This is a genomic window from Calothrix sp. 336/3 (assembly GCF_000734895.2).
Lineage (GTDB): Bacteria > Cyanobacteriota > Cyanobacteriia > Cyanobacteriales > Nostocaceae > 336-3.
The window spans coordinates 2,154,593-2,181,247 of the sequence record NZ_CP011382.1 but is presented as its reverse complement, the minus strand read 5'-3'; the positions used below and the strand labels follow the sequence as shown (position 1 = coordinate 2,181,247).

The following is a 26,655-nucleotide window of genomic DNA, read 5'->3' as shown; positions in this document are numbered from 1 at the left end:
TCAATCCCATTCCCATCAAAATTCGATTCGTTGGGTAATCGATGGAATTCCCGATTGTGTGGCGATCGATAGTATCGCAATATATTTACGAGTATTTATCGCAACTCAAAACCTAAATTATTCAGAGCTTCGCGTAACCGATTTCGTCCCGAAAGAGACTCCGATGTGGCAATCCGTTTGGCTGAATGCTCGCTCCAATCACCGGGAACATTCATTTTCTGTTGTTGGTAAAATGCCTTCATGATTTCGTCATAATGGGACAATGCTTCTGCTTGCACTGCCAAGTTGTAGGTTTCCCGATGCAATACTGCTGATTGGGGTAATCTCGGTTTAATTGCTGTTTCCACCTCGGGATTTGGATACCCAACACACAATCCAAACACAGCAAATACGGAAGGTGGTAAATTGAGTATTGCTGCAACCTCCTCCGGACGATTGCGAATTCCCCCAATATATACCGTCCCCAAACCGAAGGACTCAGCTGCAACAACAGCATTTTGAGCTGCGAGAGTCGCATCAATGGTTGCCATCACAAACATTTCTAAATATTCCAATCCATCGTGGGAAAATCCCCGACTTTCAGCAACATAAGCCAAACGTGCTAAATCTGCCAACCAAACCAAAAATAACGGACATTGGCGAATATGGGCTTGATTTCCTGCTAATTTCGAGAGTTCTTCTTTGCGTTCTTTATCTTCTACAGCTACCACACTCCAAGTCTGTAAATTAGAAGAAGTTGCCGCAGATTGGGCTGAGGAAATCATTAATTCTAGGGTTCCATCTGGCAATGGATTAGGTAAATAACTGCGGATAGAACGGTGAGATAATAATGCAGTCACGCTCTGATTCCAGCTAATAGCATTTTTTTCTAGTTGGAAAGGTATTTCACCGTAGCGTGCATGTAGCAGTTCTTGAGGATTAGTCATTAGTAATTATCTCCATAGAAGATTAGACAAAATAATTTAGGCGAAGTCATATTGCGGTAAATTTTCTTTCGCATTCTCGAACAGCGATAGAATCACACGCAACTACTTACAACGGCTCGAAGGCAAGCAATTTGATGGGCAAATAATTTTTCGATTTGTCTCCATAAAACCAAGTAAAAGCTTGCTTTTTACAAAACATAATAAATTTTGCTGATGCCACCTGCTAAACCATAAAAAGGTGCTGTCATCTCTTTGGTTCGCACAATACGACACTAACTTAAACTAAAGTATCATGAATCTATCGATTTTGCGTAGTATTATAATATTTAAGCTGTTGGGCTTTAGTAGGTTATGTCGTTCTGGTTTATTTCGGACGTATTAATGAGACTTCATGATTAATCTCACTTGATAACTAGCAAAGGTGAAATACATAATAAGAGCTATTCTCTTTGATTTAGATGGAACGCTTTTAGATAGGGATATTTCTGTAAAAAATTTTATTGGTAGTCAATACGATAGATTCAGGACTCACGCATATTCATAAATTTGACTATATCAAGGTGAAATACCTTTGATAATTAAAAACTTTTGATGAATCCTTTTATGATTAACTCGATTATTGTTCTAATAGAAACCAATTGATATAAAATAATCACGCTGTCGCTACCGATATCAAGCATGACCAAATATTTAATTCAGCGTCTACTAACTTCTATTCCCACCCTAGTCGCTATCAGCCTTGTGATTTTTACCATATTAGCATTGGCTCCTGGTGATCCAATGGGAGAGTTTGCACTCAATCCTTCTATCACAGCAGAAGTGCGAGAAAATATTAGAAGGTCTTTAGGTTTAGATCGACCAATTTATATTCGCTATATCAAGTGGATTACAGCCTTTATCAGTGGAGATATGGGCTATTCTTTTACTAGTCGCAGTCCTGTGAGCGATTTAATTATTCAGCGTCTCCCGACAACATTATGGGTAGTCGGTTCTGCTTACATTTTTGGTGCGCTGTTAGCTGTTCCTTTGGGGGTAATCTCTGCTCTCAAACGCAATTCTCTGTTTGACATGATTTTGACAACTCTGGTATTTTTTGGCTTTTCTCTGCCAACATTTTTTACTGGCTTGTTATTTATTATTATTTTTAGCGTGCAATTAAAATGGTTGCCTTTTATTTATAACAGCACTTTACAAGTAACAGATTGGCAGAGTTTTATCGAGCAAATTAAACAATCGATTATGCCAATATCTGTATTAGCACTTTGGCAAACAGCATTGTTAATGCGATTTGTGCGATCGGAGGTTTTAGAAAACATTCATAAAGACTATGTACGTACTGCTTATGCAAAGGGTTTATCTAATTTTCGAGTTATTACCCATCATGTTTTACGAAATGCTTTAATTCCGGTCGTGACTTTAGTTGCGTTGGATATACCGAGTGTTTTTACTGGAGCTTTGGTGACGGAAAAAGTTTTTCGAGTTCCTGGTATTGGTGCTTTATTAATAGATTCTATATACCATAATGATACACCAGTGATTATGTCGATTACATTTATATATGCTATTTTAATTGTCATATTTAATTTAATTGCAGATATTCTGTATAGTATTCTAGACCCTCGTGTAAATTATAGTAAGTAAACAAAAATATATTAATCTGATTTCTTATGTTCAAGCGTTTGCAAAAGCAAATTTCTAAGCAATTTCAAAGTTCAGTATTGACTATAGGTAATAATGACGTACTTAGTTCGAGAAATATTAGACAAGATGTATGGAATAAATTTCGCCGTAATCCTCAAGCAATATTGGGTACGATAATGTTAGTCATAATTATTCTTAGTGTGATTTTTATTCCTTTGATTTATACATCTCCTATCAATAAAATTGACTTTACCAAAGCAACTCTGCCTCCAAACTGGGAGCATCCTTTTGGAACTAATGACTTGGGTCAAGATATTTTAGCTAGAATTTTATATGGTGGCAGGATATCAATAGCAGTTGGTATTTTTTCAATGTTAGTAGCAATATCTGTAGGAACTTTTATTGGAGCAATATCCGGCTTTTATGGTGGTTGGATAGATATAGTTTTAATGCGCTTTACTGATTTATGTTTGGCTTTACCACGACTACCATTACTGTTATTAATCATATTTTTATTTCGCGATTCCCTCAAAGCATTCGCTGGGGCTGAGTTAGGTATATTCATATTAATTGTTGTCTTAATTGGTGGGCTGAATTGGATGTCTGTAGCAAGATTGGTAAGAGCAGGTTTTTTAACAGTGCGGGAAACAGAATTTGTCGCTGCTGCTCGAACCCTTGGTGCTTCACCTAGCAGGTTAATCTTAATTCATATTCTTCCCAATGTAATGAGTCCTGTAATAGTGGCGGGTACTCTTTCAGTGAGTGCAGCAATTATTACTGAATCTACCCTTAGTTTTTTAGGTTTAGGCTTTCCCCCAGATATTCCAACTTGGGGAAGAATGCTTTATGATGCACAAAACTTTTTAGAAATTGCTCCCCACATGGTAATTTTCCCAGGTGCAGCAATATTTCTGACTGTTTTAAGTATTAACTATATAGGCGATGGTTTGAGGGATGCCTTAGACCCAAGATTGTTATAAGTTATATGATTGACAATATTATTTACTTTGCCAATCTTTAATATTCCAAGTCTTAGTATCCCAAGGAGTTGCTTCCACACCAATTAAACGATTACTAATCCCACTTACTTCTGCACGAGCAACTAAAGGGATAACAATTGCATCTTTGATTAATAAGTCATTCATTTGAATAAATAGTTGTTGCCGTTTTTGTTGGTTTAATTCTGTTGTAGATTGCTTCCAGAGTTTATCGTATTCTGGATTACAATAACGCGAATAATTTTGTTTAGACCAATTATTTTGCTTCTGGGGTATTTCCTCACAAGTCCAATTTTTCATATATGCACCGGGATCGGGGCTGGTATTACCACTAGAAAACATTTGCATATCCGCTTGAAAGCGATTAATTGTATCTGGGTTAGCAGGATCGCCGGAAAATAATATACTTGGGTCAATACTCTTTAACTCCACTTTCACACCCAAAGAAGTTAATTGTTGCTTGATAATTTCCTGAATTTTCTGCCTCAATGGATTAACGGAAGTCTGATATAAAACGCTCAATTCTACCCCATTCTTATCACGAATTCCATTCCCGTTACTATCTTTCCATCCGGCTTCATCTAATAAATCGGTAGCTTTGTTTAAGTTAAATTCTGGTGTATTGTTAGGGGAAGCAAAACTTTCTGGTGCAACAAGAATATTTGCGGTTGAACGACCAGTGATACCATACAACTGTTTAACAATAGTATCGCGGTCAATGGCATAATTAAAAGCCTGACGTACTTTCTTGTCATTAAAAAAGGGATGGGGAAATTTTAAACTAGAGCGATCGCCATCAGTATCCTGTTTCTTTGGATCGGTTTGATTGAGCAAAATTCGCTCGACAAAAGTACCCACACTCACATTTACTTTACCTTTTCCAACTGACTCCAACTGTTTGAGAATTGGAGCTTCCACCAACAAATTCCAAGCAAAATCTGCATCTTGAGTTTGCAATACTGCTCTGGCTGCGGAAGTTGCATCTCCACCACCCTTGAGTTCTATACGCTTAAAGAAGGGTTTATTGGCTTCGCGGAAGAAAGGATTCGCCTCATAAATAATAATATCACCCGGCTTAAATTGAACTACTCGATAAGCCCCAGTACCCACAGGAATGAGATTTGCTGGTGCTTCTCTGGCATTAGCTCCATTATATTTCTCAAAAACATGGCGAGGCAAAATCATTCCATTCTGACCAACAAAAGGTAATGACCAAGCTGGATTTGGCTCCTTAAAATTGATTTTGACTGTATATTTATCGACTGCTTCGATACTTTTCACAGCCTCATAATTTGCTGTAGTTGTTGCACCTACGGCAGAATTAGATAAATATTTATAAGTAAATACCACATCATCAGATGTAAAAGGTTTACCATCCGACCATTTGACATCTTGCTTTAATTTCCAAGTCACAGATTTACCATCTTTAGCTAATCCCCCATTCTCAATGGTAGGAATTTCTGCGGCTAAAAAGGGAATTAGTTTACTATCTTTATCGAAAGTAGCTAGAGGTTCGTAAGCAATTCGACTAGCCTCAAAATCCTTACTACCTGGTGATAAATGGGGATTAAGAATGGTTGGAGCTTGCCAGTAGAGTAGTTTTAAGAGGTTACTATTTGTAGATGTACTTTGAGACTGTTGATTATTAGATGAGTTGTTTTTTGGAGATGAGCAAGCTGCGAGCAAGAATATAGTTATTAATGACAGAGAAAAAAAATTATTCCTGATAACTTGATTGAAGAGAGACATATTTTTAGAACAGAAATGATATACAATACTCAATTAAACTAGCCAATTCCTATCAATAATTCGCTTTAACTTATAATTAACGAACAGATTTGCATATATAAATAAATATGATTTAAATATTTCTAACACTTGATTTATAAATAATATCCTCAAAACAGAAAAAATGCTAATTTTCACAAACTATTGATTGATTATGATACTGTACTTGACAATATCAAGAATCACTCCAAAAATAAAGTCTTTGCACTAAAAATTATCCAAAAATGTAATCAAAATTAAACCTGAGCTATATTAATGATATTTTTGTTATTCTTGTAGAAAATAAAAAATGGTAGGTGAGGCTGCCTACCACTTAACTGTGTTACCTTAATCTACAGAGAGGAAATTGAATGAACTTAGGAATGTACGGGTTCTGCTTGCCTTTGCTCGATTTGATTTTTGAGAACAGTTGGTAATTCGCTACCAAAGGCTTCTCCTTCGACTACTTGGGAGCGGAAACCATCAACACCAACAGGTATATCACCCTTGATAGTGGTGCGATAGAGTACCCGCTCAACTTCGATGTGATCTATGTCTTGGGGTGCTAAATGTGCGGTAGCACGGTTATCCCAGAATGCAATGTCACCATTGTTCCAACGGAAACGGGTAGTGTAAGCAGGTTTGGTAATTTGGTTAAAGAACAATTCCAGCAGTAATTCGCTTTCTTGGGGAGACACATCAAGAATATGGGAGGTAAAGCCAGGATTGACGAATAAAGCTCGTTCACCTGTCTCTGGATGAACCCGTACAACTGGGTGAATTGAAACCAAAGGATTCTCTGCGATGCGTTGGGCTAGTTTGCTGTTACTGGGTATACGCAAGCCGGCATTGAAACGATGTTCAGCTTTCAATGTATCAGCTAATGCTCGTAAGGGTGCCGATAAGCCCTCGTAAGCTGCGACTAAGTTAGTCCAAGTAGTGTCTCCGCCGATACTAGGAACATTGACTGCACGTAAAATCGATCCCGCAGGAGGATTAACAACAGCAGTCACATCGGTATGCCAGCGACTCTCATAGCTTGCACGACGTAGACCATTACGCCGTTCATAACGTCTGCGATCGATTGGTAAGATTTCCGCAAATCCTTCGGGTGGTTCATCTTCATGGGGATGGGCATAGGTTACTTCCCCAAAACGACTTGTGAAAGCGATTTGAGCAGCATGATCAATATTCTGATTACGAAAGAAGACCACTTTGTACTTTAATAGTGCTTGGCGAATTTCTTGCACAGCATTATCAGTTAAGGATTGAGAAAGATTTACACCATCAATCTCAGCACCGATAAAACCAGCTACAGGTTTGACTTCAATATGGTTGTAACTCACAATTTATTCTCCAAAGTTTGAATTTACATTCTAATTAGCAGCAACGCTGACACTTCTGTACTTGTCTGGAGCGCCAGAAAATTCAAATAGTTGTTGATTTTCCGGTAAAGGCAATCCTTCACCAAGGTATCTATGAATACCTACCCCCATATCTCCAGTCAGAGTTAATTGGAAGTTGACTTCTTCAAATTGATTTTCTTGGAAAACTCTGCGAACAGTATCTGAGTAAGCGATACCATCAGAATGTCCGCGAGTCCAAAGGGCAAAGGAGCCTTTTTTGGCGAGGACAGGAAGGTTGCCAATTAATCGTCTTAGTTCAGCTTCATCCGCCAAGTTACCGAAAATGCCACAGACAATAATGATGTCTGCCGGAACAACACCTATATAGTTAGAAGAGTTGCTGGCATCGCCGTTAATAAACTCAAGTTGGTTAGATAAGCCAGCCGATTCCACAGATGCTTTTCCGCGATCGCTCAGTTGGGGATTTAACTCCACTAAGCGTCCGTAGACATCATTTTTACGGGGGTGACTGGCTAAGGTTCCTAATAAATCCCGTCCATCCCCTGCACAGAGACTAACTACACGAATTTTCCCTGCTGGGGATGCATCGATCGCCCTCCAAATGTATTCCCGAACTATTTGTAGTCGTTGTTGTAATTTGGGTTCTGTATTGTACAAATCGTGCCATTCAAACCAAGTTTTCGCCATAATTGTGATTCCTTTTTAATTGATAAAAATTCGGCAATTTGTTCTCATTGGATTGGATTTACAAACCTGTTTAAAGTAGACAATATTGCAACTCATTAACCTATAGAAACGAAGGGAAAATTTATATTGTTTCTCCAAAATCTGGCAACACATAAAATAAATCTCTGCGTCTCTGTGTCTTCTCGTCACTGCGTCCCTGCGTCATCATCTGTTAATTGCTTTTGGAAGAATTGGTTTTATGGTTATAAACAGATTGCTTACAATTGACCAAGCCTTTTAGGAGTAATCTCCCGTAATAATGGAGTAGGTGGCACAGCATCCCTAATATTTACTTTTCGAGGAATAATCTTTTCTTGAAAATAAAAATCAGCAACACGCTGTTGCTCGCCAATAATAGAAGGAGATAGCACTCTTAACTGGCGAACTGTTCTGCGTCCAACAGTTTCTAATATTGATGCATCAATTTTCAAATCGGGAGCAAGTGCTTGGGCAGCTTCACGAGGATTCTTATCAGCCCATTCTCCCGCCTTATCAGCTTCCTCTAAAAATACTCGCGTCAGTTGCGGATTTTCGGTGATAAATTTACGTCTAGCAATGTAAAATCCACCTAAGGTATTAATTCCTGCCGCATTTCTCAGATTGCGAATGGGAATGTTTTTTTCTACGAGAGCATAAAAGGGATCGCCGCCTACCCAAACCTCCACTTTGTCTTGAATAAAAGCATCACGCGCTTCTGATGGAGTTAAACCCACAACTTTGACATCAGTGATTTTTAAGCCAACTTCTTTTAAGGCTCTTGCTAATAAATAATGAGCATTTGAACCTCTTTGAAAAGCAACTTTTTTCCCTTTAATGTCAGATAGCTTTTTAATCTGAGAATTGGCTCGGACAAAAATACCTTGGTTCGTGCCTTTGCTAGGTCTACGTCCGGCAATATAAACAACTTCGGTTACGCCTGCGGCTTGGGCAAATATTGGTGGTGTCTCTCCCACAGTACCAATATCAACCCGACCAGCATTCATCGCTTCTATTAATTGTGGTCCTGCGGGAAATGGTCCTACCCAATTCACGGTTACACCTAATGCTTTAAAGCGTGGCTCTACCTGTTTTCTCGCTTTAACAATATCTCCAGAAGTTTGATATGCCAAGTTGATAACTTTGGACTTAAATCCCGGTTTTTGTTGTGCTTGAGAAGTTTGAACAAAGCTACTAGGCAAGGAAGCTGATAATGCAAATAATCCGATAGTTGTATATCTAACAAGTTGCTTCAATGCATTATGACTCTGAGGTAAAAACGCGACTTTCATTAGTTATTATGCTTCTCTGAGTTGACAGTTTTTTGCATGGGCAATTCTCATGCTAGAAAATATGTACACTTTTTCATAAGTAGTGATCGTGAAATACGTACAGTAAGATTCATAATCACTACTTAAATAGTCACCTATACTCAAATTCCCAGATTGTTTACAAAATAGGGAATCGGCTCATTAATCAACTAACGGTAACAGCCGGAGTTTTGTAATAAACAGGTTCATTACCAGGTTTCCATTTGATATTGCAACCAATACTCGGCTTTTGCTCTGGGCTGACATCCCGATAAGGACTGTAAGATGCGCGATCGCCTAAAACTGCATCGATCGCATTCCGCAAATCTTTTCCAGTTACAGGTATTTCACTCTTGGGTCTACTATCATCTAGCTGTCCGCGATACACAAGTCGCTTGTCTGCGTCAAATAAGAAAAAGTCGGGAGTACAAGCAGCGAAAAAGCTTTTAGCAACTTCCTGGGTTTCGTCGTAGCCAAGGGGAAAAGATAAATCTAACTCTTGGGCAAAAGCCTTCAGTGATTCGGGTGCATCATCGGGATGAGTATTAGCATCATTAGAACTAATGGCGATAATGCCCAAGTTTTTATCTTTGTAGTCCCTGCCTATTTGTGCTAACTCATGTTTAATATGTTGCACGTAGGGACAATGGCGGCTGATAAACATAACTAACAAAGCTTTCTTGTCGGCAAAGTTATACAGGGAGATTGTGTTACCAGATACCACATCGGATACATGAAAATTAACTGCTAGGGTGCCTAAGGGCAGCATTGTTGAAGGTGTTAATGGCATTGAATAAAACTCCTTGAGTTGGTCTCTGCGTATTTTTATGGTGATTAATTGGGCAAACATATTCTCTTTGGGAAATTAGGCAGTTGCTAACACTCGGTTGTATGCAGAAGCATCTCCCTTAATTGCCTGACTTTGTTTGCCATCAATACCCACAGGAATATCACCGACAATCGTGACTCGTTGCACATGACGGGGTTGGTCTCCGTAATCTGCGATCGCATAATGTTGGGTAGCCCGATTATCCCAAAAAGCCACATCTCCAACTTGCCAACGCCAACGGACTGTATTTTCTGGACGAGTAATATAAGCTTGCAATAACCGAATAATATCGTCAGATTCCGTTGTTGATAAACCACGTAGACGACGCACGAAACCACCAATAAACAATCCCCGTTCTCCAGACTCCGGATGGACGCGCACTACTGGGTGTAAGGTTTCATACACAGTCGACGTAAACACATCTCGATAAGCTCTCACTTCTTCGGGAAGGTCTACTGTTGCTGCTGCATAGTCATAGGCGTTGCTATGTACAGCCCAAAGCTCATCAGCAAGATTACGTAAAGCATCAGGTAAATCTTGGTATGCTGTCACTGAGTTTGCCCAAACAGTATCACCGCCAGCAGGAGGTATAACAAGTGCGCGGAGAACAGAACCAAGGGGAGGACGATCTACAAATGTGACATCAGTATGCCAATTATTTGCACGAGCGACAGTTTTACCGTAATTTAGGTCTAAAACTTCGGGATTGTCTGGCAAAGAAGGTACTGTGGGATGTGCGGTAGTAACTTCGCCAAATCTGCGAGCAAAGGCAACTTGTCCGCTAGCATCCAGTTTTTCTTGATTGCGAAAGAATATGACTTTGTATTTGACTAAGGCTTTGCGAATATCGCTGATAATTGCATCGCTGAGATGGGAACTTAAGTCAAGACCAATGATTTTAGCGCCGATACGTCCAGCAATTGGTTTGATATCAAAGTATTGAGAGGTCATGTCTATTCTCCATGTAGATAGATTTAAGCGGAGGAAGAGGAGGGAGATTTGGGAGAGAAAGTTACTTTCTGTTTTCCCCCTTGTCCCCCTTGTCCCCATATCCCCTCATTCCCTAAGCAACTAATTCAGAAACTGTCCTGACAAACTGATTCTCTGGACGGGGTAAACCGAGATTTTCTCGTAGGGTACGTCCTTCGTACTCGGTGCGGAATAGTCCCCGACGTTGCAATTCGGGTATGACTAAATCCACAAATTCCTCTAAACCACCTGGTAAATAAGGTGGCATGATATTAAAACCGTCGGCTCCACCATTAACGAACCATTCTTCTAACTTGTCAGCTATTTGTGATGGTGTACCCCAAATTGTCCAATGTCCTCGCGCTCCCGCAATCCATAAATATAATTGGCGAATTGTAAAATTCTCTCTGCGGGCAGTTTCAATTAATAATTGTTGGCGGCTTTGGTGGAGTTCGGTATGGGGTAAATCTGGCAATGGTCCATCTAACGGGTAGCTAGATAAATCGACTTCGCCCAACATTCCGGTGAGTAAGCTTAATCCCACCTGGGGATGGATTAATTCTTGAATGCGATCAAATTTTTCTTTGGCTTCAGCTTCAGTTCTGCCAATTACCGGGAATATCCCCGGCATGATTTTAAGGTGGTCGGGGTTACGTCCGTATTTCGCCACTCGTCCTTTCACATCCGAGTAAAAAGCTTGGGCATCTTCCAGGGTTTGTTGTGCCGTGAAAATTACCTCTGCGGTTTGGGCTGCGAGATTTTTACCATCTTCGGAGGAACCAGCTTGGATGATAACTGGATAGCCTTGGGGTGGACGAGCAACATTAAGGGGACCACGGACAGAAAAATGTTCGCCTTTATGGTTAGGAATATGTAATTTATCTGGCTCAAAGTAAACACCAGATTCCTTATCCCGCAGAAATGCATTATCTTCCCAACTGTCCCAAAGTTTGGTGACAACATCCACAAACTCACGAGCGCGATCGTAGCGGGGTGCATGTTCCAGATGCTTGTCACGGTTGAAGTTTTGCGCTTCCGCATTACTAGCAGAAGTCACAAGATTCCAGCCGGCACGACCATTACTTAAATAATCTAAAGATGCAAATTTACGGGCTAGGTGAAAGGGTTCGTTATAGGTAGTTGATACAGTTGCTGCTAACCCAATATTTTCTGTGACAACCGATAATGCAGAGAGCAAAGTTAGAGGTTCAAAATGAACCAGATGTCCCGTACGACTTAATACTTCTCTACCTTGACCCCTATCTCTGACAGCAACCCCGTCAGCAAAGAAAATCATATCAAATTTGCCCCTTTCCGCCGTCTGGGCAATATGCTTATAATGCTCGAAGCTCAAACCCCCATCTGCTCTTGCATCTGGATAACGCCAAGCTGCTAAATGATGACCAGAACTCATCAAAAATGCACCCAGTCTCAACTGCTTTTTACTCGTACTCATTGATCGTATTTAGACTATTTTTGACTAATAGAAGGAGGTGTAATTGCTGCATATTGTTCGGATGTCAGTGTAGCTTCCTTTATGTTGACAGCTTTGGGAATCACGCCATTTTTATGGAAGTAATCAGCAACTCGCTGTTGTTCCTCGATTAAATCTGGGGAAATTGCTCTGAGTCCATAGCTGCGACGACTAACGACCAATTCCATGACATCTGGAGGTAGCTTTTGGAATGGTGCAATCAGCTTGATTGCTTCTTGGGGATTTGCTTCAGCCCAACGGTCAATCTTATCAATTTCTTCGATGACTATTCTTAGTAGTCCTGGATTATCGATCGCAAACTGTTTTCCACCGATATAGTAACCTCCGGGTGAATCTAATCCCTCAGCAGTTCTAAGAATTCTTACCTTCCCCAATTTTTCCGCTCTGGCTAAATGAGGATCGCCTGTCACCCAAACGGGTATTTTCCCTTCTAAAAATGCGCTACTAGCTTCTACATTGGGGATGCTGAGAACCTTAATATCATCAGGTTTTAAACCGACTTCTTCCAAAGCTCTGAGAATAAAAAAGTGAGATGCAGAGGCTTTTTGGAAAACTACTTGTTGTCCTTTAATATCTTTGACACTCTTAATTGGAGAATCTGGTGGAACTGCGATCGCGCTACCTTTTCCACTACCTTCGGTGCGTCTTCTGCCAGCAACATAGACAATTTTAGCACCAGCAGCTTGAGCAAATATAGGGGGTGTTTCTCCCACAGAACCCAAGTCAATTTTACCTACATTCATCGCTTCCATTAGTTGTGGTCCTTGGGCAAATTGTGCCCATTCCACTTTAATTCCCAATGGCTCCAAGCGTTTTTCGAGAACTTTGGTAATTCTGACTAAATCACCTGCTTGTTGATACCCCATACGGAGTACTTGAGTTTTGATTTCAGATGGATTTATTTCCGATGTGTTGTTTTGACTTTGCTCATTACAACTAACCAACATCAAGGAAGCTGCTACAGAGAACAAAGCTGAAAGAAAAAATAATGTCAGACGGCGAATAATTTTTGGTTTAAATGTAGCACTCATAGGTTTGATGTGGTGAAATTTTTGGTTTATTTTTGAGCAAGTTATTGATTGATACTCGTGATGCACCACCGACAAAAAATTTGTACTTGAAAATACTATGCTCTTTTCGCAACTAAAGCTGTAATTGGTAGTTCCTCGAAAAACTCTCCTGAAGGTTCTACAGCTAGTAAAGATGTTCTTAAATCTTGTTCAAACTGTTCGCGGTTGTTACCAAAGAAAGAAGGTAAGCCAAATGCTGTTGAATAGATATAGCCGATGTAAGAATCAATTGTCCAAGATTTTTGGATTTTTACTTCATAGGTACTCAGACTAGAGAAAGGCGATCGCAATAAAACTTGTTCGTGGGATTCTTCTAACGGTTTCCAGGTTCCTTCCCCACCTTGTCCCGTGCGTCGTCGTTCTCCTAACCAACGTTTGACTACTGCTACAACTGTTTTTTTCCAAGGATGTTCACTTTCCCAAACATTTTCATTGGTTTTGAGGATAACTATTACACCATTCTCAACTAGCAAAGAGTCGAGTTTTGATAAAACTAATTCTCGTTGCATCCAATGAAATGAGCGTCCCATCGTCACAACTTGAAACTTTCCCAAATCTTCAGAAATCGACTCAGCGCGATCGTGAATCCAACGAATATTAGTTATCCCCGCAGCATCAGCTTGCTCTTGAGCTTCTTTGAGCATATCTGCATCTGGATCGAGTCCTACTACTTCTGCAAACCGATTTGCAAAGGGAATAGTAACTAATCCCGCACCACACCCTAGATCGAGTAATCGTCCTTTCCCATCGAGTTGGAAGATATTAGCAAACAAATCAAATAAAGCTTGGGGGTACTGAGTACGGTAACGAGCATAGTACCAAGCAGCACCTTGAAATAGAGTTGGGTCGTAAGTAGAAGTTGTTGTCAACATAGGTCAGTACAATTCGTAATTGATTTTTTAGTATTAATTCGTAATAAACTGATTCGCTCTAATTAACTCTGGCTTGAATTAGGAAAGTAGGGTGGACAATTATTGATTTATTTGCCCACCTTACGTGGAGGTATAGCTCTTATAACCAGAAAGTTATGGCGGTAAAAATTAGGGATACTTGCGTTCAGCTTTGTTAACGTACTTCCAAAGTATTGTTTATTCAAATGTGAAATGGAAGTATATCGATTGCTATTAACTAGTAGTCCACCAACCCAAAAAAGCCGGGTGGAGAAGGGACAGGGGAGACAAGGGAGACAGGGGGGATAGGGAGGAAAGAGCTTTTTCTTGCCACTATCGACTCAGCAAAGTTGCCTTGTCAGACTACTAGTACTTTGTCAAGAACTAATTGACGGATATATCACCCTTGTCTCCCCCCTCTGCCCTGTCTCCCTTGTCCTCTCCCAATCCGTCAATTCAAATTTGACAGACCACTAGTCACAAGCAAGATGTTAATTCGGATACGCTAGGTAAACACACTACAAATCCTTATCTACCGATACTTGCCAAATATTTCTCTGCGTCTTTCTCAACTGCTGTATCTTTGAAAAAGTCACGATTGAGGCTGGTGTACAATTCCAATGGATGGGTGGAGAGGAAATAGCGTAGGTCTTCTTCGCTGATAATTTCCCGTTCAAACATACTGTAAGCGTTGGCAGTGACAGCAGTAATATCTGGTACATCCCAGTGACCAGCATCGGAACCTAAAAATGCCTTGACTCTATCACCAAAAGGTAATGCAGCCCGGTTAAAGGCTTGGGAAACACGAGTATCATCGGATTCTGTACCAAAGTAGAAGTGATTGAGGAAGCGATCGCGCACATCTTCGGGCTTCTCAATACCTGCAAGGGCAAATTCATCTAATTCACCGGGGTCTTGGGGTGCAAAAAGTTGACTGTGGAATCCTAAACCATCACCCAATTTATCTAAACGACCTTCTACCAATTCTCCACCATAACGGGTGTAGAGTTCTAATAATTCTTGGCGATCGATAATAGCAGGGTTGTTATGAGTTAACAAATGTTGCTTATTGCGGGTTTCCCAATGCCAAATAATATCTGCATACAAACTCGCACCCCAAGCTGAACCACCTTCCATAAAGGCAAATTTGAGCGTGGGGAAACGACGGGTGACACCACCAAAAAATAGGGATTTGCATAAAGCTTCCGCAGCAAAGGCAAAGTGATTGATGTGATTGTATTGTGCGTTGGTAACAGAGCGTTGAGTTGTCCAACCTTGGCTAGAAGCATGGGTGGTAGGAACAACTTTTAACTCGACACACTTCGCCCAGAATGGGTCATAATCATATTCGCTATCTAAGCCAAAGTTATCAATCCAAACTACCTCGTTGGCTACTTCCTTTCCATACTTCTCAAAGGCAGGAATCGGACGACGCACGTAACCGGGGATTTGAATGGCTTTTAATCCCAGTACTTTAACCGCATATTCTAACTCTGCGATCGCTTCTTCTGGCGTATGCATGGGAATAGCTGCAATGGGAGTCAGGCGATCGCTATAGGGACGGAAAATATCTGCATGGTAGATATTAATGGCACGACATACAGCCCGACGCATTTCGTCGTTACCGATATTGGGAGCCATTGTTGCCAAGTTAGGATAAACAACGGCAAAATCTGTACCTGCTTCTTGTAAGCGTTCGTGGAGTAATTTCGGTAAACTAATGGTCGCCAAATTTAGGGTATTCTTGGTTGGACGACCCCACCAATTAGGGCGATTTGTACGATAAGCGAAACGTTCTTCCCAATTTTGCTCATACCATTTAAACCGAGAAGCACCCGGTAAACGCTCCTTAAAGCGCTCTGTAATTTCCGTTCCCCCAACTTGCTCTAAATAATCCAAAACTGCTGGTTCAAATTCCTGGGTATGAACATCAGTATCAATTACCGGATAACCTAACTGTTCGCGAATTTTTGCCGACTTTGTTTTTTGTAGCGGACGTTCTAATGCGATCGTCATAATATTTCACCCTAATTATTTTCAAGTGTTGATATTTGGGAATGGGGTATTTGTCTTCCTTGTCCCCCTTGTCTCTATTCCCTTCCAGAAAGTCCTAGTAGTTTGGCAAGTCAACTTTGCTAAGTCGATAGTGACAAGAAAAAGCTCTTTCCTCCCTGTCTCCCTTGTCTCCCCTGTCCCTTCTCCATCCAGCATTTTTACTAGCCCTCAGTCCCTAAAAACTCATCTGCTGCTTTCTCCACAACCGTACCCTTGAAGAAATCCCGATTCAGGCTGGTATACAACTCCAATGGATGAATAGAGAGGAAATATTGTAAATCTTCTTCGCTGATAATTCCCCGCTCAACAAATGAGTAGGAATTCGCAGTTACAGCAGTAATATCGGGTACATCCCAATGACCAGAATCAGAACCCAAGAAAGCTTTAACTCTATCACCATAGGGATTTGCGTTCCGGTTAAAGGCATGAGCTACACGAGTATCATCTGACTCTGTACCAAAATAGAAGTGATTCAAAAAGCGCGATCGCACATCTTCTGGAGTCTTAACTCCCGCTTTAGCAAATTCATCTAAATCACCCGGATCGATGGGAGATAACAAGTTAGCATGGAAACCCAAACCACTACCTAGTTTACTTAAGCGACCATCTACTAACTCACCACCATAGCGGAGATAATATTCAATCAGTTCTTCACGATTAATCTTAGCGGGGTCGTTATGTTCCAGCATATGGTCTTTGTTGCGGGTTTCCCAATGCCAAATTAAATCAGCATATAAACTAGTACCCCAAGCTGAACCACCTTCTAAAAAGGCAAACTTTAAGGTGGGGAAACGGTGAGTAACTCCACCAAAAAACAGAGATTTACATAATGCTTCACCCGCAGAAGCAAAGTGACCAATGTGATTGTACTGGTAGTTAGAAATAGAGCGGCGATTAATCCAACCCATACCACTGGAATGAGTAGTGGGAACAACTTTAAGTTCTACACACTTTGCCCAGAATGGATCGTAGTCATATTTGCTATCCAAGCCAAAGGTATCAATCCAAATTGCCTCATTCGCGACTTCTTCCCCATACTTTTCAAAAGCTGGGATAGGACGACGCACATGACCAGGAATTTGAATTGCTTTTAATTTCAACACCTTTACAGCATATTCCAACTCCGCGATCGCCTCTTCGGGAGTATGCATCGGAATACTAGCAATTGGCGTTAAGCGGTCAGAGTAAGGACGGAAAATATCTGCATGGTAGGTATTTGCAGCTCTACATACAGCTTGCCGCATATCGGGATGACCAATATGGGGTGCCATCGTTGCTAAATTTGGGTACACTACAGCAAAATCTGTACCTGCTTCTTGTAAGCGCTCATGCAGCAACTTGGGTAAGCTAATCGTAGCTAAATTTAAAGCATCATTCGTCGGACGAGTCCAAAAAGGAGGGCGGGTAGTACGATAAGCTTTACGTTCTTCCCAACTTTGCTGAAACCATTTAGAACGGGATGAACCAGGTAAATGTTCTTGGAATTTTTCCGCGATCGCGCTTCCTGCAACTTGCTCTAAATAATCTAAAAATGCTGGGGGGAATTCCTGGGTATGTACATCTGTATCAATGATGGGATAACCCAACTGTGCGCGAATTTCTGCCGATCGTGTTTTTTTCTGGGGACGTTCCAGTGCAATAGTCATGATATTTTCTCCCTGAATCTCTTTTGTATACGTCTGTCTTGGAAATTCTTTCCCCGCAGAATTCTTACCTCTGCGCTCCTTGGCGCTGATTTGGCATGAAGGAACGTTAAAATATTACTTTTGCGAAACCGCAGGTATATCTACAAATTACTTAACAGTGGCAACACTTATGATGAATTTCTTGCCACAAGCTATTTACATTTATACAGATACAGATATCGAAAACAGTGGTAGATTGTTGCCCTGAAGCTGATTGATTTACGCTCACGAGCTTTTACCCCTTAATTAAACAGGTTGTTTAGCGATCGCGCCCACAGTAATGCACATAATAAATCGCAAAAGTCATATTTGCACAACTTGGGAGAATCCGAATGACGTACCGATGCTGCAATTATTACAGAAACAACGATACTACTTATAATCGACCAATTTATCGGTGATTATGGTAGTAGTATTGCATGGCTCCTGGGTAAAATTCAAGCTTTTCGTAAATAAAGTATACGTTTCCCTAAAAATAAGGAATTCTAATTATTAGAATAGCTAAACATTTACAAGTGCTGTGCCTACTAGTTGCTCCTGTTGTCCAGACATTAGGCGGCAAAGGATATGATTAAGACACGGGGCAAGTTTTCACAGAATTAGCGATGCATCCAATTAGCCCGCGATCGCGTTTTTATGTTACTTACGATACTTTACTGTGGGGAGATGACGACCTATATAGCCAATAATTACTGTTCCTGGTTTTTCTGGAAAGAAATGAATTCGCCAATTGCAAAATCTCAATTTAACGTGCCGTTCAAATAAACGCTCTTCTCCATCAGGACAAGAAAAAGTTCTTTCTCTAGCATATTGCTCAAGGGTTCCTTGGCTTTCCCCCGATTCCTCAATTGGATACCCTTCAAGATTGAAATAGCCACTATCCCAATTCTGGCAACATTTTTGCAGTTCCAATAATATTTTGATCACTGGTTGTAATTCTAACTGCCCAGTCAAAATATCTTCCAACTGTTTTCTAACAACATCACAAAATACTAAATTAGGAAATAGTTGTTCTCTTTGTTCCCAAATTTTTGACCCATTGCTAACTTTTTGATAAATGCGCTCTTTACTTTCTTGAATTAGATTAGTATGTTCTGCTATGTGACAACTACGGCTTGCATGGATAGTCTCTACAGTTTTACTGACTATCTCTCCAACTTCATCCAAGCATCGAAATTCAAGTTCTATACGGCTACAATCCCAGCATTCCTCAGAGAGCAAACTAATTACAATCGTATCAAGAATATAAGCAATACCAAGCCCAATAGCTAACTTTCCTTGGTAACGAAATTCCGACAAACTAGCATTATCTTCAATTTCTTTAATCTCAGCATTTATAAGACCTGTTGAGAAAGGTGCTTTAGTTGCAAGAGTCCTGATATAACTTCGCTCAACCTGATCTGCATTATTATCATTAAGCCAGCGACGTAGAGGATAATTAGGTGCAAGTATTGTTGTGTGAAAATTTTCTTTAGTACGAAGACTTACCTTCACACCCTGGGCTTTTACTGCCTTTATCGTCTTAATTAACTCAGACATTCTTTCCTGTGCTATTTGCTCATTCCGAGCCGGATTTAGGAGAGATAACTCATTCAATATTAGGTCAAAATCCACCCTCTAGTCCTCCGCAGGCTCAAGCAACACATCTAGACTTTTTTCCCATTCATCAAAAAAACCATCGGGCCATTTATCAATTCTGCCATTCCGATCAATGCGTGGTGATACAACTTCTGTAATAGTTTCCCCCTGCTGTTCGTGACGTTGAAAATAATGTAATTGAACATCATCTGGCTTAATTTTCCCACCGTGAACAGCTAGACGAATACCATTTAAAACATGGTCACTATGAGTTTCAATTATAATTTGAACCCCACAACTTGCTGCTAGCGCTAATAATTCACCCATCTTTACTTGTCCTTTTGGATGAAGATGTGCCTCCGGATTTTCAACTAAAATTAGTGTATCAGGTTTTGATGCGAGTACTGCAACAATAATTGGTAATGTGTAGATAATACCAAATCCAAGATTAGTTGATCGATAATAATTGCTATCTCTATATGCACCTTGAAAACTGATAACATCCATATCTGGATTTGAATTTATTTGTATACGTGTACCTGGGCTTATTTCTCCCATCCAGGCTTCTACTTGATCTATCAATTTTCGTGATGGTATCTCTGGAGAGTCGTATTGATTTTTAGAAACTTTTACGTTTGGGTGACTTAACTTAGCATTAGGAATAGCTTCGTTCTCATTAATTGCTAAAAAATGCAATGTATATTCACATTTATGCCCAAAATTTCCCGATAATTTAACTGTGTCATACGACATCCGATTAAATACTCTTGGTCCTATACGCTCTGCTTCAATATAGTGAAAATTTTTAGTAAAAAGACTGGATTCATAAACTTTATTATCACCAGGTTCTGAAACAATATTTAAAAAATTAGCGTCTATTTCATCACTTAAAAAGTTAGCATCTCTATCCTCTTCGTATTTAAACTCCCAGATGCTTTTTAACCCATCCTTATCAATAATTTCAAAGCCCAATTTTTCTTTTTTAGATGCTCCTTCAAAAATTGCATCTTTGGCTGTTCCAATATTAATTAAATCACCATTTAAAAATAATATTTTTTCTTTCAATAAACCTTTTTGAAAAGACTGACGTAATAATAGTAAAGATTGTAATACAGAAGACTTACCAGTACTATTAAGACCCGATAGAAGTGTAAGAGGTTTGAATACAAGTGATTGATACTTAAAAGGTTTAAAATTTGTGAGTGTGAGTGAAGAAATCATACAAGTGTTTTTTTAATGATTGTTTCTATAGTAATAAATCTATCTTGGATTTTATCCGTAGCTTGAGATATAGATTCTAAAAAATCTTTATCAGTGTCTATATATGTCTTAAATATGTGTATTAATTTCTGCTTATTTTTTATCAACACTTGTATCTGCTCATGGCTCAGTTTACTTAAATTTACTGACCAAGACTCAAATAAAGCTTTATTCACTGGAAATTTTTTTTTCTGAGTGTTAGATATTTTACGAAAGGCATTTTTTTCAAAGATATCCCAAGCAGCTATCATAGTTTTTTTAAAAGAATTTTCAATATTATTTAACTCTGTTTCCGAGAGTGTATTCAGCTTAGATAGTGCTTTAGTTAAAAAAGTATCTCTGCTATCTGCATATTCTTGGTAAGGTGTTAAACTAAAAGCTAAAAAACCCAGAATAAATTCGCGGTCATCCATACGCATCTTACGATTATTCCCAAGTTGAACAACTTGTTGAAATTCTGGACATGCAGCTAGTTTTGTTAAGAACTTCGTTCCTTTACCAGGATTAAGAGCATGGCGTAGTTCTTGAGGCGATAAAGCTAATCCCCCTGTATTAATACGTTTAAAAATATTATACTTTACTTCAGGTGGTGTCCCTTTATCAATTAAATATACAGTTAATTGAGTCTCTTCAAGACGACGTTGGTATCTACGCTCGATTTGGTCATAGGTTTTACCTTCTAGACCGGTAAGATACTCTAATCCGGATAATTTCAGTTCTTTGTCAATTATGAAACGCTTTAGCGCAAATAAACGTTGTAGTCCATCTACAACTAACCATTTATCTTCATTAGTAGCATCTATATACAATGCTGGTATGGGAATTCTAATAATTACAGATTCTATTAGTCTACTTTGAGCATCTTCCTTCCATACATTGGCATGACGTTGGAAATCTGGTGCCAAATCAAGAGCTTCTTCATTAATTCTTTTAAGCAATAACTCTATTGTTGGTTCTCTTGTGGAAATGTTAATTTTTTCTGGGTCATATTGAAAGGTGACTTTTTCTTCTTGATTATTTTCGTCTTCAATTTCTTCTTCTAATACTTCTTCTCCTTTAGATTCTGAAGAATTATCACTAAATGTCGTCACAGTAGATTCTCCTTTTAAATAAAGTACACCAGAGGAGGATTAGCCATGAGCCTCAATGAGTTGGGGGAACAGACCTAATTGTACCTGGAATAGATGATATGTACAATTGTAAAATAAATACAATGGAAACTTTCTTGAGAACATCCCAGCTTTTATTGTTCTAATACAAATAAATTAAATTAACGTGAGTACCCCTCCAAGGAAGCAAACTACGACGAATAAAATTTGAGCTTTGAACTAGTGATTCTCTTCTGATCTGCGACGGTTATTCGTCTTTTGAATATTACTGATGCCACGCTGTTGCATAAAATCGCGATCGCATCGCAATGCTACTGTCCTTTGTCCTTAGTTTTTGTCATTTTGTTAGCTACCCCAAAACAGCAGATTAGCCAAAGAGCAGGTTGGTTTTTGGTCGCAGCTTATCCCGTTGTCTTAATCGCCATGCTTTCGCTTTATGGTAATTTATTTCTATTGCAAACTCCGGTAAATCGACCGACAAATCGGACTAAAATATATAGGAATATTTATCTTGACAGACATTGAATTAGTTGCGCTAATAGCGATTTTCTTAATCGCCAGTGTTATCAGCGTCATTACTGGCAGTACTTCGCTCATCACCGTACCTATAATGCTTCAATTTGGGATTGAGCCGCGTACTGCTTTAGCTACTAATATGTTGGCACTGACTTTAATGAGTGTTGGGGGTACATTGCCCTTTATTGGTAAAGGAGTTATTGACTATCGACGTTTACCACTGCTGATAGTTGTAACTTTGGTTGCATCTATCTATTCTGGGGGCGTTACTTGTTCTGGTTATTCCTTCAAAATCAATGCCGCTAATTATCTCAGTTTCCATGATTGTAGTTGCTGTGTTGTCGATCGCCAACCGAAATGCAGGAGTAGAACCAGTAGAGAGGATTCCTTCACGGATAGCAGAAATTTTCGCCTATATCGCTACCTTTATACTTGGTATTTATGGCGGCTTTTTTAGTGGTGGTTACATTACTTTGCTGACAGCCGCTTATATAATGCTGTTTCGCATGACATTTGTGCAAGCGATCGCTACTACTAAATTTATCAACATCTTTTCCTCGCTGTCTGCCACTTTAATTTTCATGACACAGGGTGTTATTAATTACAAACTAGGTGCAATTCTTGGTTTGACTATGTTTATCGGTGGAATCATTGGTGGAAGCATCAGCCTCAGCTTGAGTAATTTGTGGCTACAGCGTATTTACTTAAGTGTTGTCAGTCTTCTGGCATTTATCACACTTCGTAAATCTCTGCAATCAAATGAATCGAATTAGTGTGATTAAAAATTTTTTTCAAAAAATACTATATTCCTATCGATTTACCGTATAATGCTTGTAAAGCAGTGCGCTATTTCACTGGTACAGAAGGTTGGGTTCCTGAATATACCGGGCGAGACATTCGAGTAGTAGCAACTGTATAGCTACGTAACTGATCAAGTCTGCGAGGTTGTTCAAATCCGAACAAATCCTACAATTATTTATTTGAAGTCTAGTTGGAGAATTTTGCATGGCGGCTATAACTTTAGGTGTAGCAACTCTTAGCCCTTTAGGCGATCGCGTTTTTATTAAGGTGGGTGCATCTGAAGAAAAAACCGCAGGGGGTATCCTGTTACCAGATGTAGCAAAAGAGAAACCCCAGATAGGTGAAATTGTTGCTGTTGGTCCAGGAAAACGCAACGATGATGGTTCCCGACAAACACCAGATATCAAAGTGGGCGATCGCGTTCTTTACTCCAAATATGCAGGTACTGATATCAAGCTGGGTACTGAGGAGTATGTCTTACTCTCAGAAAAAGACATTTTGGCAATTGTGGCTTAATTGCTGATTTGAGATGTTTGTCTAAATTCTCAAACTTAGAATTCTCAAATTTAGAGTTTGGGAGAAATTGCTGCTATTTCCATCAATTCATATTGCCAATCAAAACCTAACATCAACACCGAAAAATTAAACTATGGCTAAACGGATTATTTACAACGAAAATGCTCGTCGTGCTTTGGAAAAGGGCATTGATATTCTGGCTGAAGCAGTAGCAGTTACTTTGGGTCCAAAAGGACGTAATGTTGTTTTGGAGAAGAAATTTGGTGCGCCACAAATTGTCAATGATGGTGTGACTATTGCCAAAGAAATTGAACTGGAAGACCATGTAGAAAACACAGGTGTGTCTCTGATTCGCCAAGCAGCTTCCAAAACTAATGATGCTGCGGGAGATGGCACCACCACCGCAACCGTTCTGGCTCATGCCATTGTTAAAGAAGGATTGCGGAATGTCGCAGCCGGGGCAAATGCCATCCAACTCAAGCGGGGAATAGATAAAGCTACCGCATTCTTGGTAGAAAAAATCAAAGAACATGCTCGTCCCGTAGAAGACTCAAAAGCGATCGCTCAAGTTGCAGCTATCTCTGCGGGTAATGATGAAGCAGTAGGAGCTTTGATTGCCGAAGCTTTGGAAAAAGTTGGTCGTGAAGGTGTAATTTCCCTGGAAGAAGGGAAGTCTGTGACAACTGAATTAGAGGTGACAGAAGGACTGAACTTCGATAAAGGTTACATCTCTCCCTACTTTGCCACCGATGCCGAGCGTTTAGAAGCAGTACTCGAAGAACCTTTTCTGTTGATTACCGACAAAAAAATTGCCCTAGTCCAAGATTTAGTACCCGTATTAGAACAAGTTGCTCGTGCTGGTCGTCCTCTGCTAATTTTGGCAGAAGATATCGAAAAAGAAGCATTAGCAACCTTGGTAGTTAATAGATTGCGGGGTGTACTCAACGTCGCCGCAGTCAAAGCTCCCGGATTTGGCGATCGCCGCAAAGCTATTCTGGAAGATATTGCTATTCTTACCGGCGGACAGTTGATTACCGAAGATGCTGGCTTAAAATTGGATGCTACCAAGCTTGAACAATTAGGAAAAGCACGGCGTGTTACTATCACCAAAGATGACACTACCATCGTTGCCGATGGTAATGAAAATGCAGTCAAGGGCAGAATAGAACAAATCAAGCGACAAATCGAAGAAACCGAGTCTTCCTACGATAAAGAGAAACTGCAAGAACGATTAGCGAAGTTGTCAGGTGGGGTTGCGGTTGTCAAAGTTGGTGCAGCCACAGAAACGGAACTCAAAGACCGCAAATTGCGTTTGGAAGATGCAATTAACGCCACCAAAGCAGCTGTAGCAGAAGGAATTGTTCCTGGTGGTGGTGCCACCCTTGCTCATCTATCCCCCGAACTAGAAAACTGGGCAAAATCTCACCTCAAAGACGAAGAACTGACGGGAGCGCTGATTGTATCTCGTGCCTTATCCGCACCCCTGAAGCGGATTGCAGAAAATGCAGGTCAAAACGGCGCAGTCATAGCTGAACGGCTTAAAGAGAAAGAGGCGTTGCATAATGGCAGTATGAATTGAGGTGTAACTTGATGGAATGTCCACGTTGTGGGTCGTCTCACACCCGTAAAAATGGCAAGAAAAGAGGTAAACAAAATCACATTTGTTGTGATTGTAATCGCCAATTCATTGATCGCTATGAACCGCCCCAGGGATACAGTGATGAAGTGAAGCGGGAATGCCTAAAAATGTACGTTAATGGTATGGGATTTCGCGCCATCGAACGGGTCAAAGGCGTTCATCACACAACATTGATTACTTGGGTAAAACTTGTGGGAGAACTGCTACCTGAGACCTATGATCCAGAGACAATTCCAGAAGTTGGCGAACTTGATGAGCTAGAAACTTTCGTCGGCTCAAAAAAAACAAAATCTGGCTTTGGACAGCAGTAAATCACTTCAAACAAGGTATTTTAGCGTGGGTTTTGGGCGACCATAGCGCCGAGACTTTTCGACCGTTATGGGATATTGTGGGTACTTGGCAATGCTATTTTTATGTCACGGATGGATGGTTGGTCTATCCAGGCTTTATTCCTGAAGGCGACCAGATTGTTAGCAAGACTTACATGACACGAGTTGAGGGGGAAAACACCCGACTGCGCCACTATCTCGCTCGATTGCATCGTAAAACGCTATGTTATTCCAAATCAGTACAAATGCTGAGGTATTCAATTCGATTGTTACTTTATTATCTCCGATTTTGGGATGTTCCGATTCCTCAATGATTCATACCGCGATTATGCAACGCCGAGAAAGACTTTAACGTTGGTTACGACGCAACCACAGGTGAGTTTGTAGATTTGTTTGAAGCCGGAATTGTTGACCCTGCGAAAGTGACTCGCTCGGCATTACAAAATGCTGCATCGATCGCAAGTATGGTTTTGAGTACAGAGGCGATCGTTGTTGATAAACCAGAATCGAAGGATGCAACTCCTGCTGTTCCCGGTGCCGGTGGTTTTGGTGGTGGCGATTTCGATTATTAATTGTTGCTTGATTTAGCGAATTTGGCTGGTTACATTGGGAGCGCAATGTCTTGCGCTCCTTTTTGTATCGAAAGCATTATGATTACCAGAATATTCCGAGTCAGCGTCCCAAAGAGCCTTCATCACGAGTTTGAAAAAAATTTTCTGTCTGTATCAGTTCCTTACGTAAAAGCACAACCTGGCTTCATATCAGTAGTTGTCGGAAAGCCAACTAGCTGGGAACCAGAAGAGTACGTGATGATATCTGTGTGGGATAGTGAAGCTGATGTTGCTGCCTTTGCTGGTAAGAACTGGAATAGAGCGGTAATTCCCCAAGGTATGGAAAAATATGTTTCCAAATGTTGGGTTCACCACTATGAAAACTTCGATTAGTTTCTAGCGGATGAGTTTAACCTATTGGTGTCAATTTTTAGAGATGAAATAATTTCCCAAACTTAGAAATTAAATATAGCTAACCGCAGAGCATGAGAAAATATAACTTATACCAATTCAAAAAAAGACAACAGCAGATCGATTATAAGAGATGTGATTTATCAAGTCTACCTATACCTGTTATGTGTTACCCAATTTTGGCGAATTGGTATTAGAGCGATCGCATATTCAAAATAGCCATACATAACGCAAAAATTAC

22 protein-coding genes and 3 pseudogenes are annotated in these 26,655 nt (G+C 40.1%); 10 read left to right on the top strand and 15 right to left on the bottom strand.

Annotated features, from left to right (window positions below):
- Window positions 1-95: 95 nt before the first annotated feature.
- The gene (locus tag IJ00_RS08990) at window positions 96-926 is read right to left on the bottom strand and encodes an NADPH-dependent oxidoreductase (protein ID WP_035152228.1); all 831 of its coding nucleotides are present in this window, start codon (window positions 924-926) and stop codon (window positions 96-98) included.
- A 678-nt stretch (window positions 927-1,604) separates the two neighbouring features.
- On the opposite strand from IJ00_RS08990, the gene IJ00_RS08985 reads away from it, so the two are divergent.
- Both IJ00_RS08985 and IJ00_RS08980 read left to right on the top strand, forming a co-directional pair.
- The gene (locus IJ00_RS08985; protein WP_035152226.1) at window positions 1,605-2,567 is read left to right on the top strand and encodes an ABC transporter permease; all 963 of its coding nucleotides are present in this window, start codon (window positions 1,605-1,607) and stop codon (window positions 2,565-2,567) included.
- 26 nt (window positions 2,568-2,593) lie between these two features.
- On the top strand, window positions 2,594-3,547 hold the full coding sequence (locus tag IJ00_RS08980) for an ABC transporter permease (protein ID WP_082127295.1): 954 nt from the start codon (window positions 2,594-2,596) through the stop codon (window positions 3,545-3,547).
- A gap of 18 nt (window positions 3,548-3,565) precedes the next feature.
- Here the strand turns inward: IJ00_RS08980 and IJ00_RS08975 are convergent, their stop codons facing one another.
- The 14 genes from IJ00_RS08975 to IJ00_RS08910 all read right to left on the bottom strand — a co-directional run bounded on the left by IJ00_RS08975 (window position 3,566) and on the right by IJ00_RS08910 (window position 21,633).
- Window positions 3,566-5,314 carry a peptide ABC transporter substrate-binding protein gene (locus tag IJ00_RS08975; protein WP_035152223.1) on the bottom strand — a complete coding sequence of 583 codons (1,749 nt, stop codon included), beginning with the start codon at window positions 5,312-5,314 and terminating at the stop codon, window positions 3,566-3,568.
- Between the two features lie 395 nt (window positions 5,315-5,709).
- Window positions 5,710-6,678, bottom strand: a complete 969-nt coding sequence (locus IJ00_RS08970) for a TauD/TfdA family dioxygenase (protein ID WP_035152221.1) — start codon at window positions 6,676-6,678, stop codon at window positions 5,710-5,712.
- 30 nt (window positions 6,679-6,708) lie between these two features.
- Window positions 6,709-7,386 carry a class I SAM-dependent methyltransferase family protein gene (locus tag IJ00_RS08965; protein WP_035152219.1) on the bottom strand — a complete coding sequence of 226 codons (678 nt, stop codon included), beginning with the start codon at window positions 7,384-7,386 and terminating at the stop codon, window positions 6,709-6,711.
- 257 nt (window positions 7,387-7,643) lie between these two features.
- Window positions 7,644-8,693 carry an aliphatic sulfonate ABC transporter substrate-binding protein gene (locus IJ00_RS08960; RefSeq protein ID WP_035152216.1) on the bottom strand — a complete coding sequence of 350 codons (1,050 nt, stop codon included), beginning with the start codon at window positions 8,691-8,693 and terminating at the stop codon, window positions 7,644-7,646.
- Between the two features lie 184 nt (window positions 8,694-8,877).
- Window positions 8,878-9,501 carry a thioredoxin family protein gene (locus IJ00_RS08955; RefSeq protein ID WP_035158729.1) on the bottom strand — a complete coding sequence of 208 codons (624 nt, stop codon included), beginning with the start codon at window positions 9,499-9,501 and terminating at the stop codon, window positions 8,878-8,880.
- A gap of 75 nt (window positions 9,502-9,576) precedes the next feature.
- On the bottom strand, window positions 9,577-10,491 hold the full coding sequence (locus tag IJ00_RS08950; protein WP_035152211.1) for a TauD/TfdA family dioxygenase: 915 nt from the start codon (window positions 10,489-10,491) through the stop codon (window positions 9,577-9,579).
- A 112-nt stretch (window positions 10,492-10,603) separates the two neighbouring features.
- Window positions 10,604-11,965: an LLM class flavin-dependent oxidoreductase gene (locus IJ00_RS08945; RefSeq protein WP_035152209.1), complete on the bottom strand. Its 1,362-nt coding sequence runs from the start codon at window positions 11,963-11,965 to the stop codon at window positions 10,604-10,606.
- 14 nt (window positions 11,966-11,979) lie between these two features.
- Window positions 11,980-13,035 (bottom strand): aliphatic sulfonate ABC transporter substrate-binding protein, encoded by a 1,056-nt coding sequence (locus IJ00_RS08940; protein ID WP_035152207.1) that lies wholly within the window; start codon window positions 13,033-13,035, stop codon window positions 11,980-11,982.
- Between the two features lie 95 nt (window positions 13,036-13,130).
- The gene (locus IJ00_RS08935; protein WP_035152204.1) at window positions 13,131-13,946 is read right to left on the bottom strand and encodes a class I SAM-dependent methyltransferase; all 816 of its coding nucleotides are present in this window, start codon (window positions 13,944-13,946) and stop codon (window positions 13,131-13,133) included.
- A 546-nt stretch (window positions 13,947-14,492) separates the two neighbouring features.
- Window positions 14,493-15,980, bottom strand: coding sequence for an amidohydrolase family protein (locus IJ00_RS08930; protein WP_035152202.1), 1,488 nt, complete (start codon window positions 15,978-15,980; stop codon window positions 14,493-14,495).
- 200 nt (window positions 15,981-16,180) lie between these two features.
- A complete protein-coding gene (locus IJ00_RS08925; protein ID WP_035152199.1) occupies window positions 16,181-17,665 on the bottom strand; it encodes an amidohydrolase family protein in 1,485 nt (494 codons plus the stop codon).
- A 678-nt stretch (window positions 17,666-18,343) separates the two neighbouring features.
- A complete protein-coding gene (locus IJ00_RS08920; protein WP_238178476.1) occupies window positions 18,344-19,243 on the bottom strand; it encodes a hypothetical protein in 900 nt (299 codons plus the stop codon).
- 78 nt (window positions 19,244-19,321) lie between these two features.
- Window positions 19,322-20,503, bottom strand: a complete 1,182-nt coding sequence (locus tag IJ00_RS08915; protein WP_035152194.1) for a DUF3696 domain-containing protein — start codon at window positions 20,501-20,503, stop codon at window positions 19,322-19,324.
- The gene (locus IJ00_RS08910; RefSeq protein ID WP_035152191.1) at window positions 20,500-21,633 is read right to left on the bottom strand and encodes a DUF262 domain-containing protein; all 1,134 of its coding nucleotides are present in this window, start codon (window positions 21,631-21,633) and stop codon (window positions 20,500-20,502) included. The genes IJ00_RS08915 and IJ00_RS08910 overlap by 4 nt, the downstream gene beginning before the upstream one ends.
- A gap of 276 nt (window positions 21,634-21,909) precedes the next feature.
- Here IJ00_RS08910 and IJ00_RS28260 point away from each other — a divergent pair, with 276 nt between their 5' ends.
- The 8 genes and pseudogenes from IJ00_RS28260 to IJ00_RS08880 all read left to right on the top strand — a co-directional run bounded on the left by IJ00_RS28260 (window position 21,910) and on the right by IJ00_RS08880 (window position 26,396).
- Window positions 21,910-22,176 (top strand): hypothetical protein, encoded by a 267-nt coding sequence (locus IJ00_RS28260; RefSeq protein ID WP_201782677.1) that lies wholly within the window; start codon window positions 21,910-21,912, stop codon window positions 22,174-22,176.
- A pseudogene (locus IJ00_RS29620) lies at window positions 22,163-22,363 on the top strand (sulfite exporter TauE/SafE family protein); the annotation flags it as partial. The gene IJ00_RS28260 and the pseudogene IJ00_RS29620, both read left to right, overlap by 14 nt.
- A 100-nt stretch (window positions 22,364-22,463) precedes the next feature.
- A complete protein-coding gene (locus IJ00_RS29615) occupies window positions 22,464-22,940 on the top strand; it encodes a sulfite exporter TauE/SafE family protein (RefSeq protein ID WP_238178475.1) in 477 nt (158 codons plus the stop codon).
- Between the two features lie 232 nt (window positions 22,941-23,172).
- A complete protein-coding gene (groES, locus tag IJ00_RS08900; protein WP_035152189.1) occupies window positions 23,173-23,484 on the top strand; it encodes a co-chaperone GroES in 312 nt (103 codons plus the stop codon).
- A 133-nt stretch (window positions 23,485-23,617) separates the two neighbouring features.
- Window positions 23,618-25,036 (top strand): annotated as a pseudogene (gene groL / locus IJ00_RS08895) (chaperonin GroEL); the annotation flags it as partial.
- Window positions 25,037-25,074: 38 nt separating this feature from the next.
- Window positions 25,075-25,766 (top strand): IS1 family transposase gene (locus IJ00_RS27685; RefSeq protein ID WP_144415958.1). Its coding sequence is split into 2 segments (ribosomal slippage): window positions 25,075-25,399 and window positions 25,399-25,766, totalling 693 coding nucleotides; the frame shifts between segments, so codons are not numbered across the junction.
- A 24-nt stretch (window positions 25,767-25,790) separates the two neighbouring features.
- Window positions 25,791-26,024, top strand: a pseudogene (locus IJ00_RS08885) (TCP-1/cpn60 chaperonin family protein); the annotation flags it as partial.
- 78 nt (window positions 26,025-26,102) lie between these two features.
- The gene (locus IJ00_RS08880) at window positions 26,103-26,396 is read left to right on the top strand and encodes an antibiotic biosynthesis monooxygenase (protein WP_046814772.1); all 294 of its coding nucleotides are present in this window, start codon (window positions 26,103-26,105) and stop codon (window positions 26,394-26,396) included.
- Window positions 26,397-26,655: the final 259 nt, after the last annotated feature.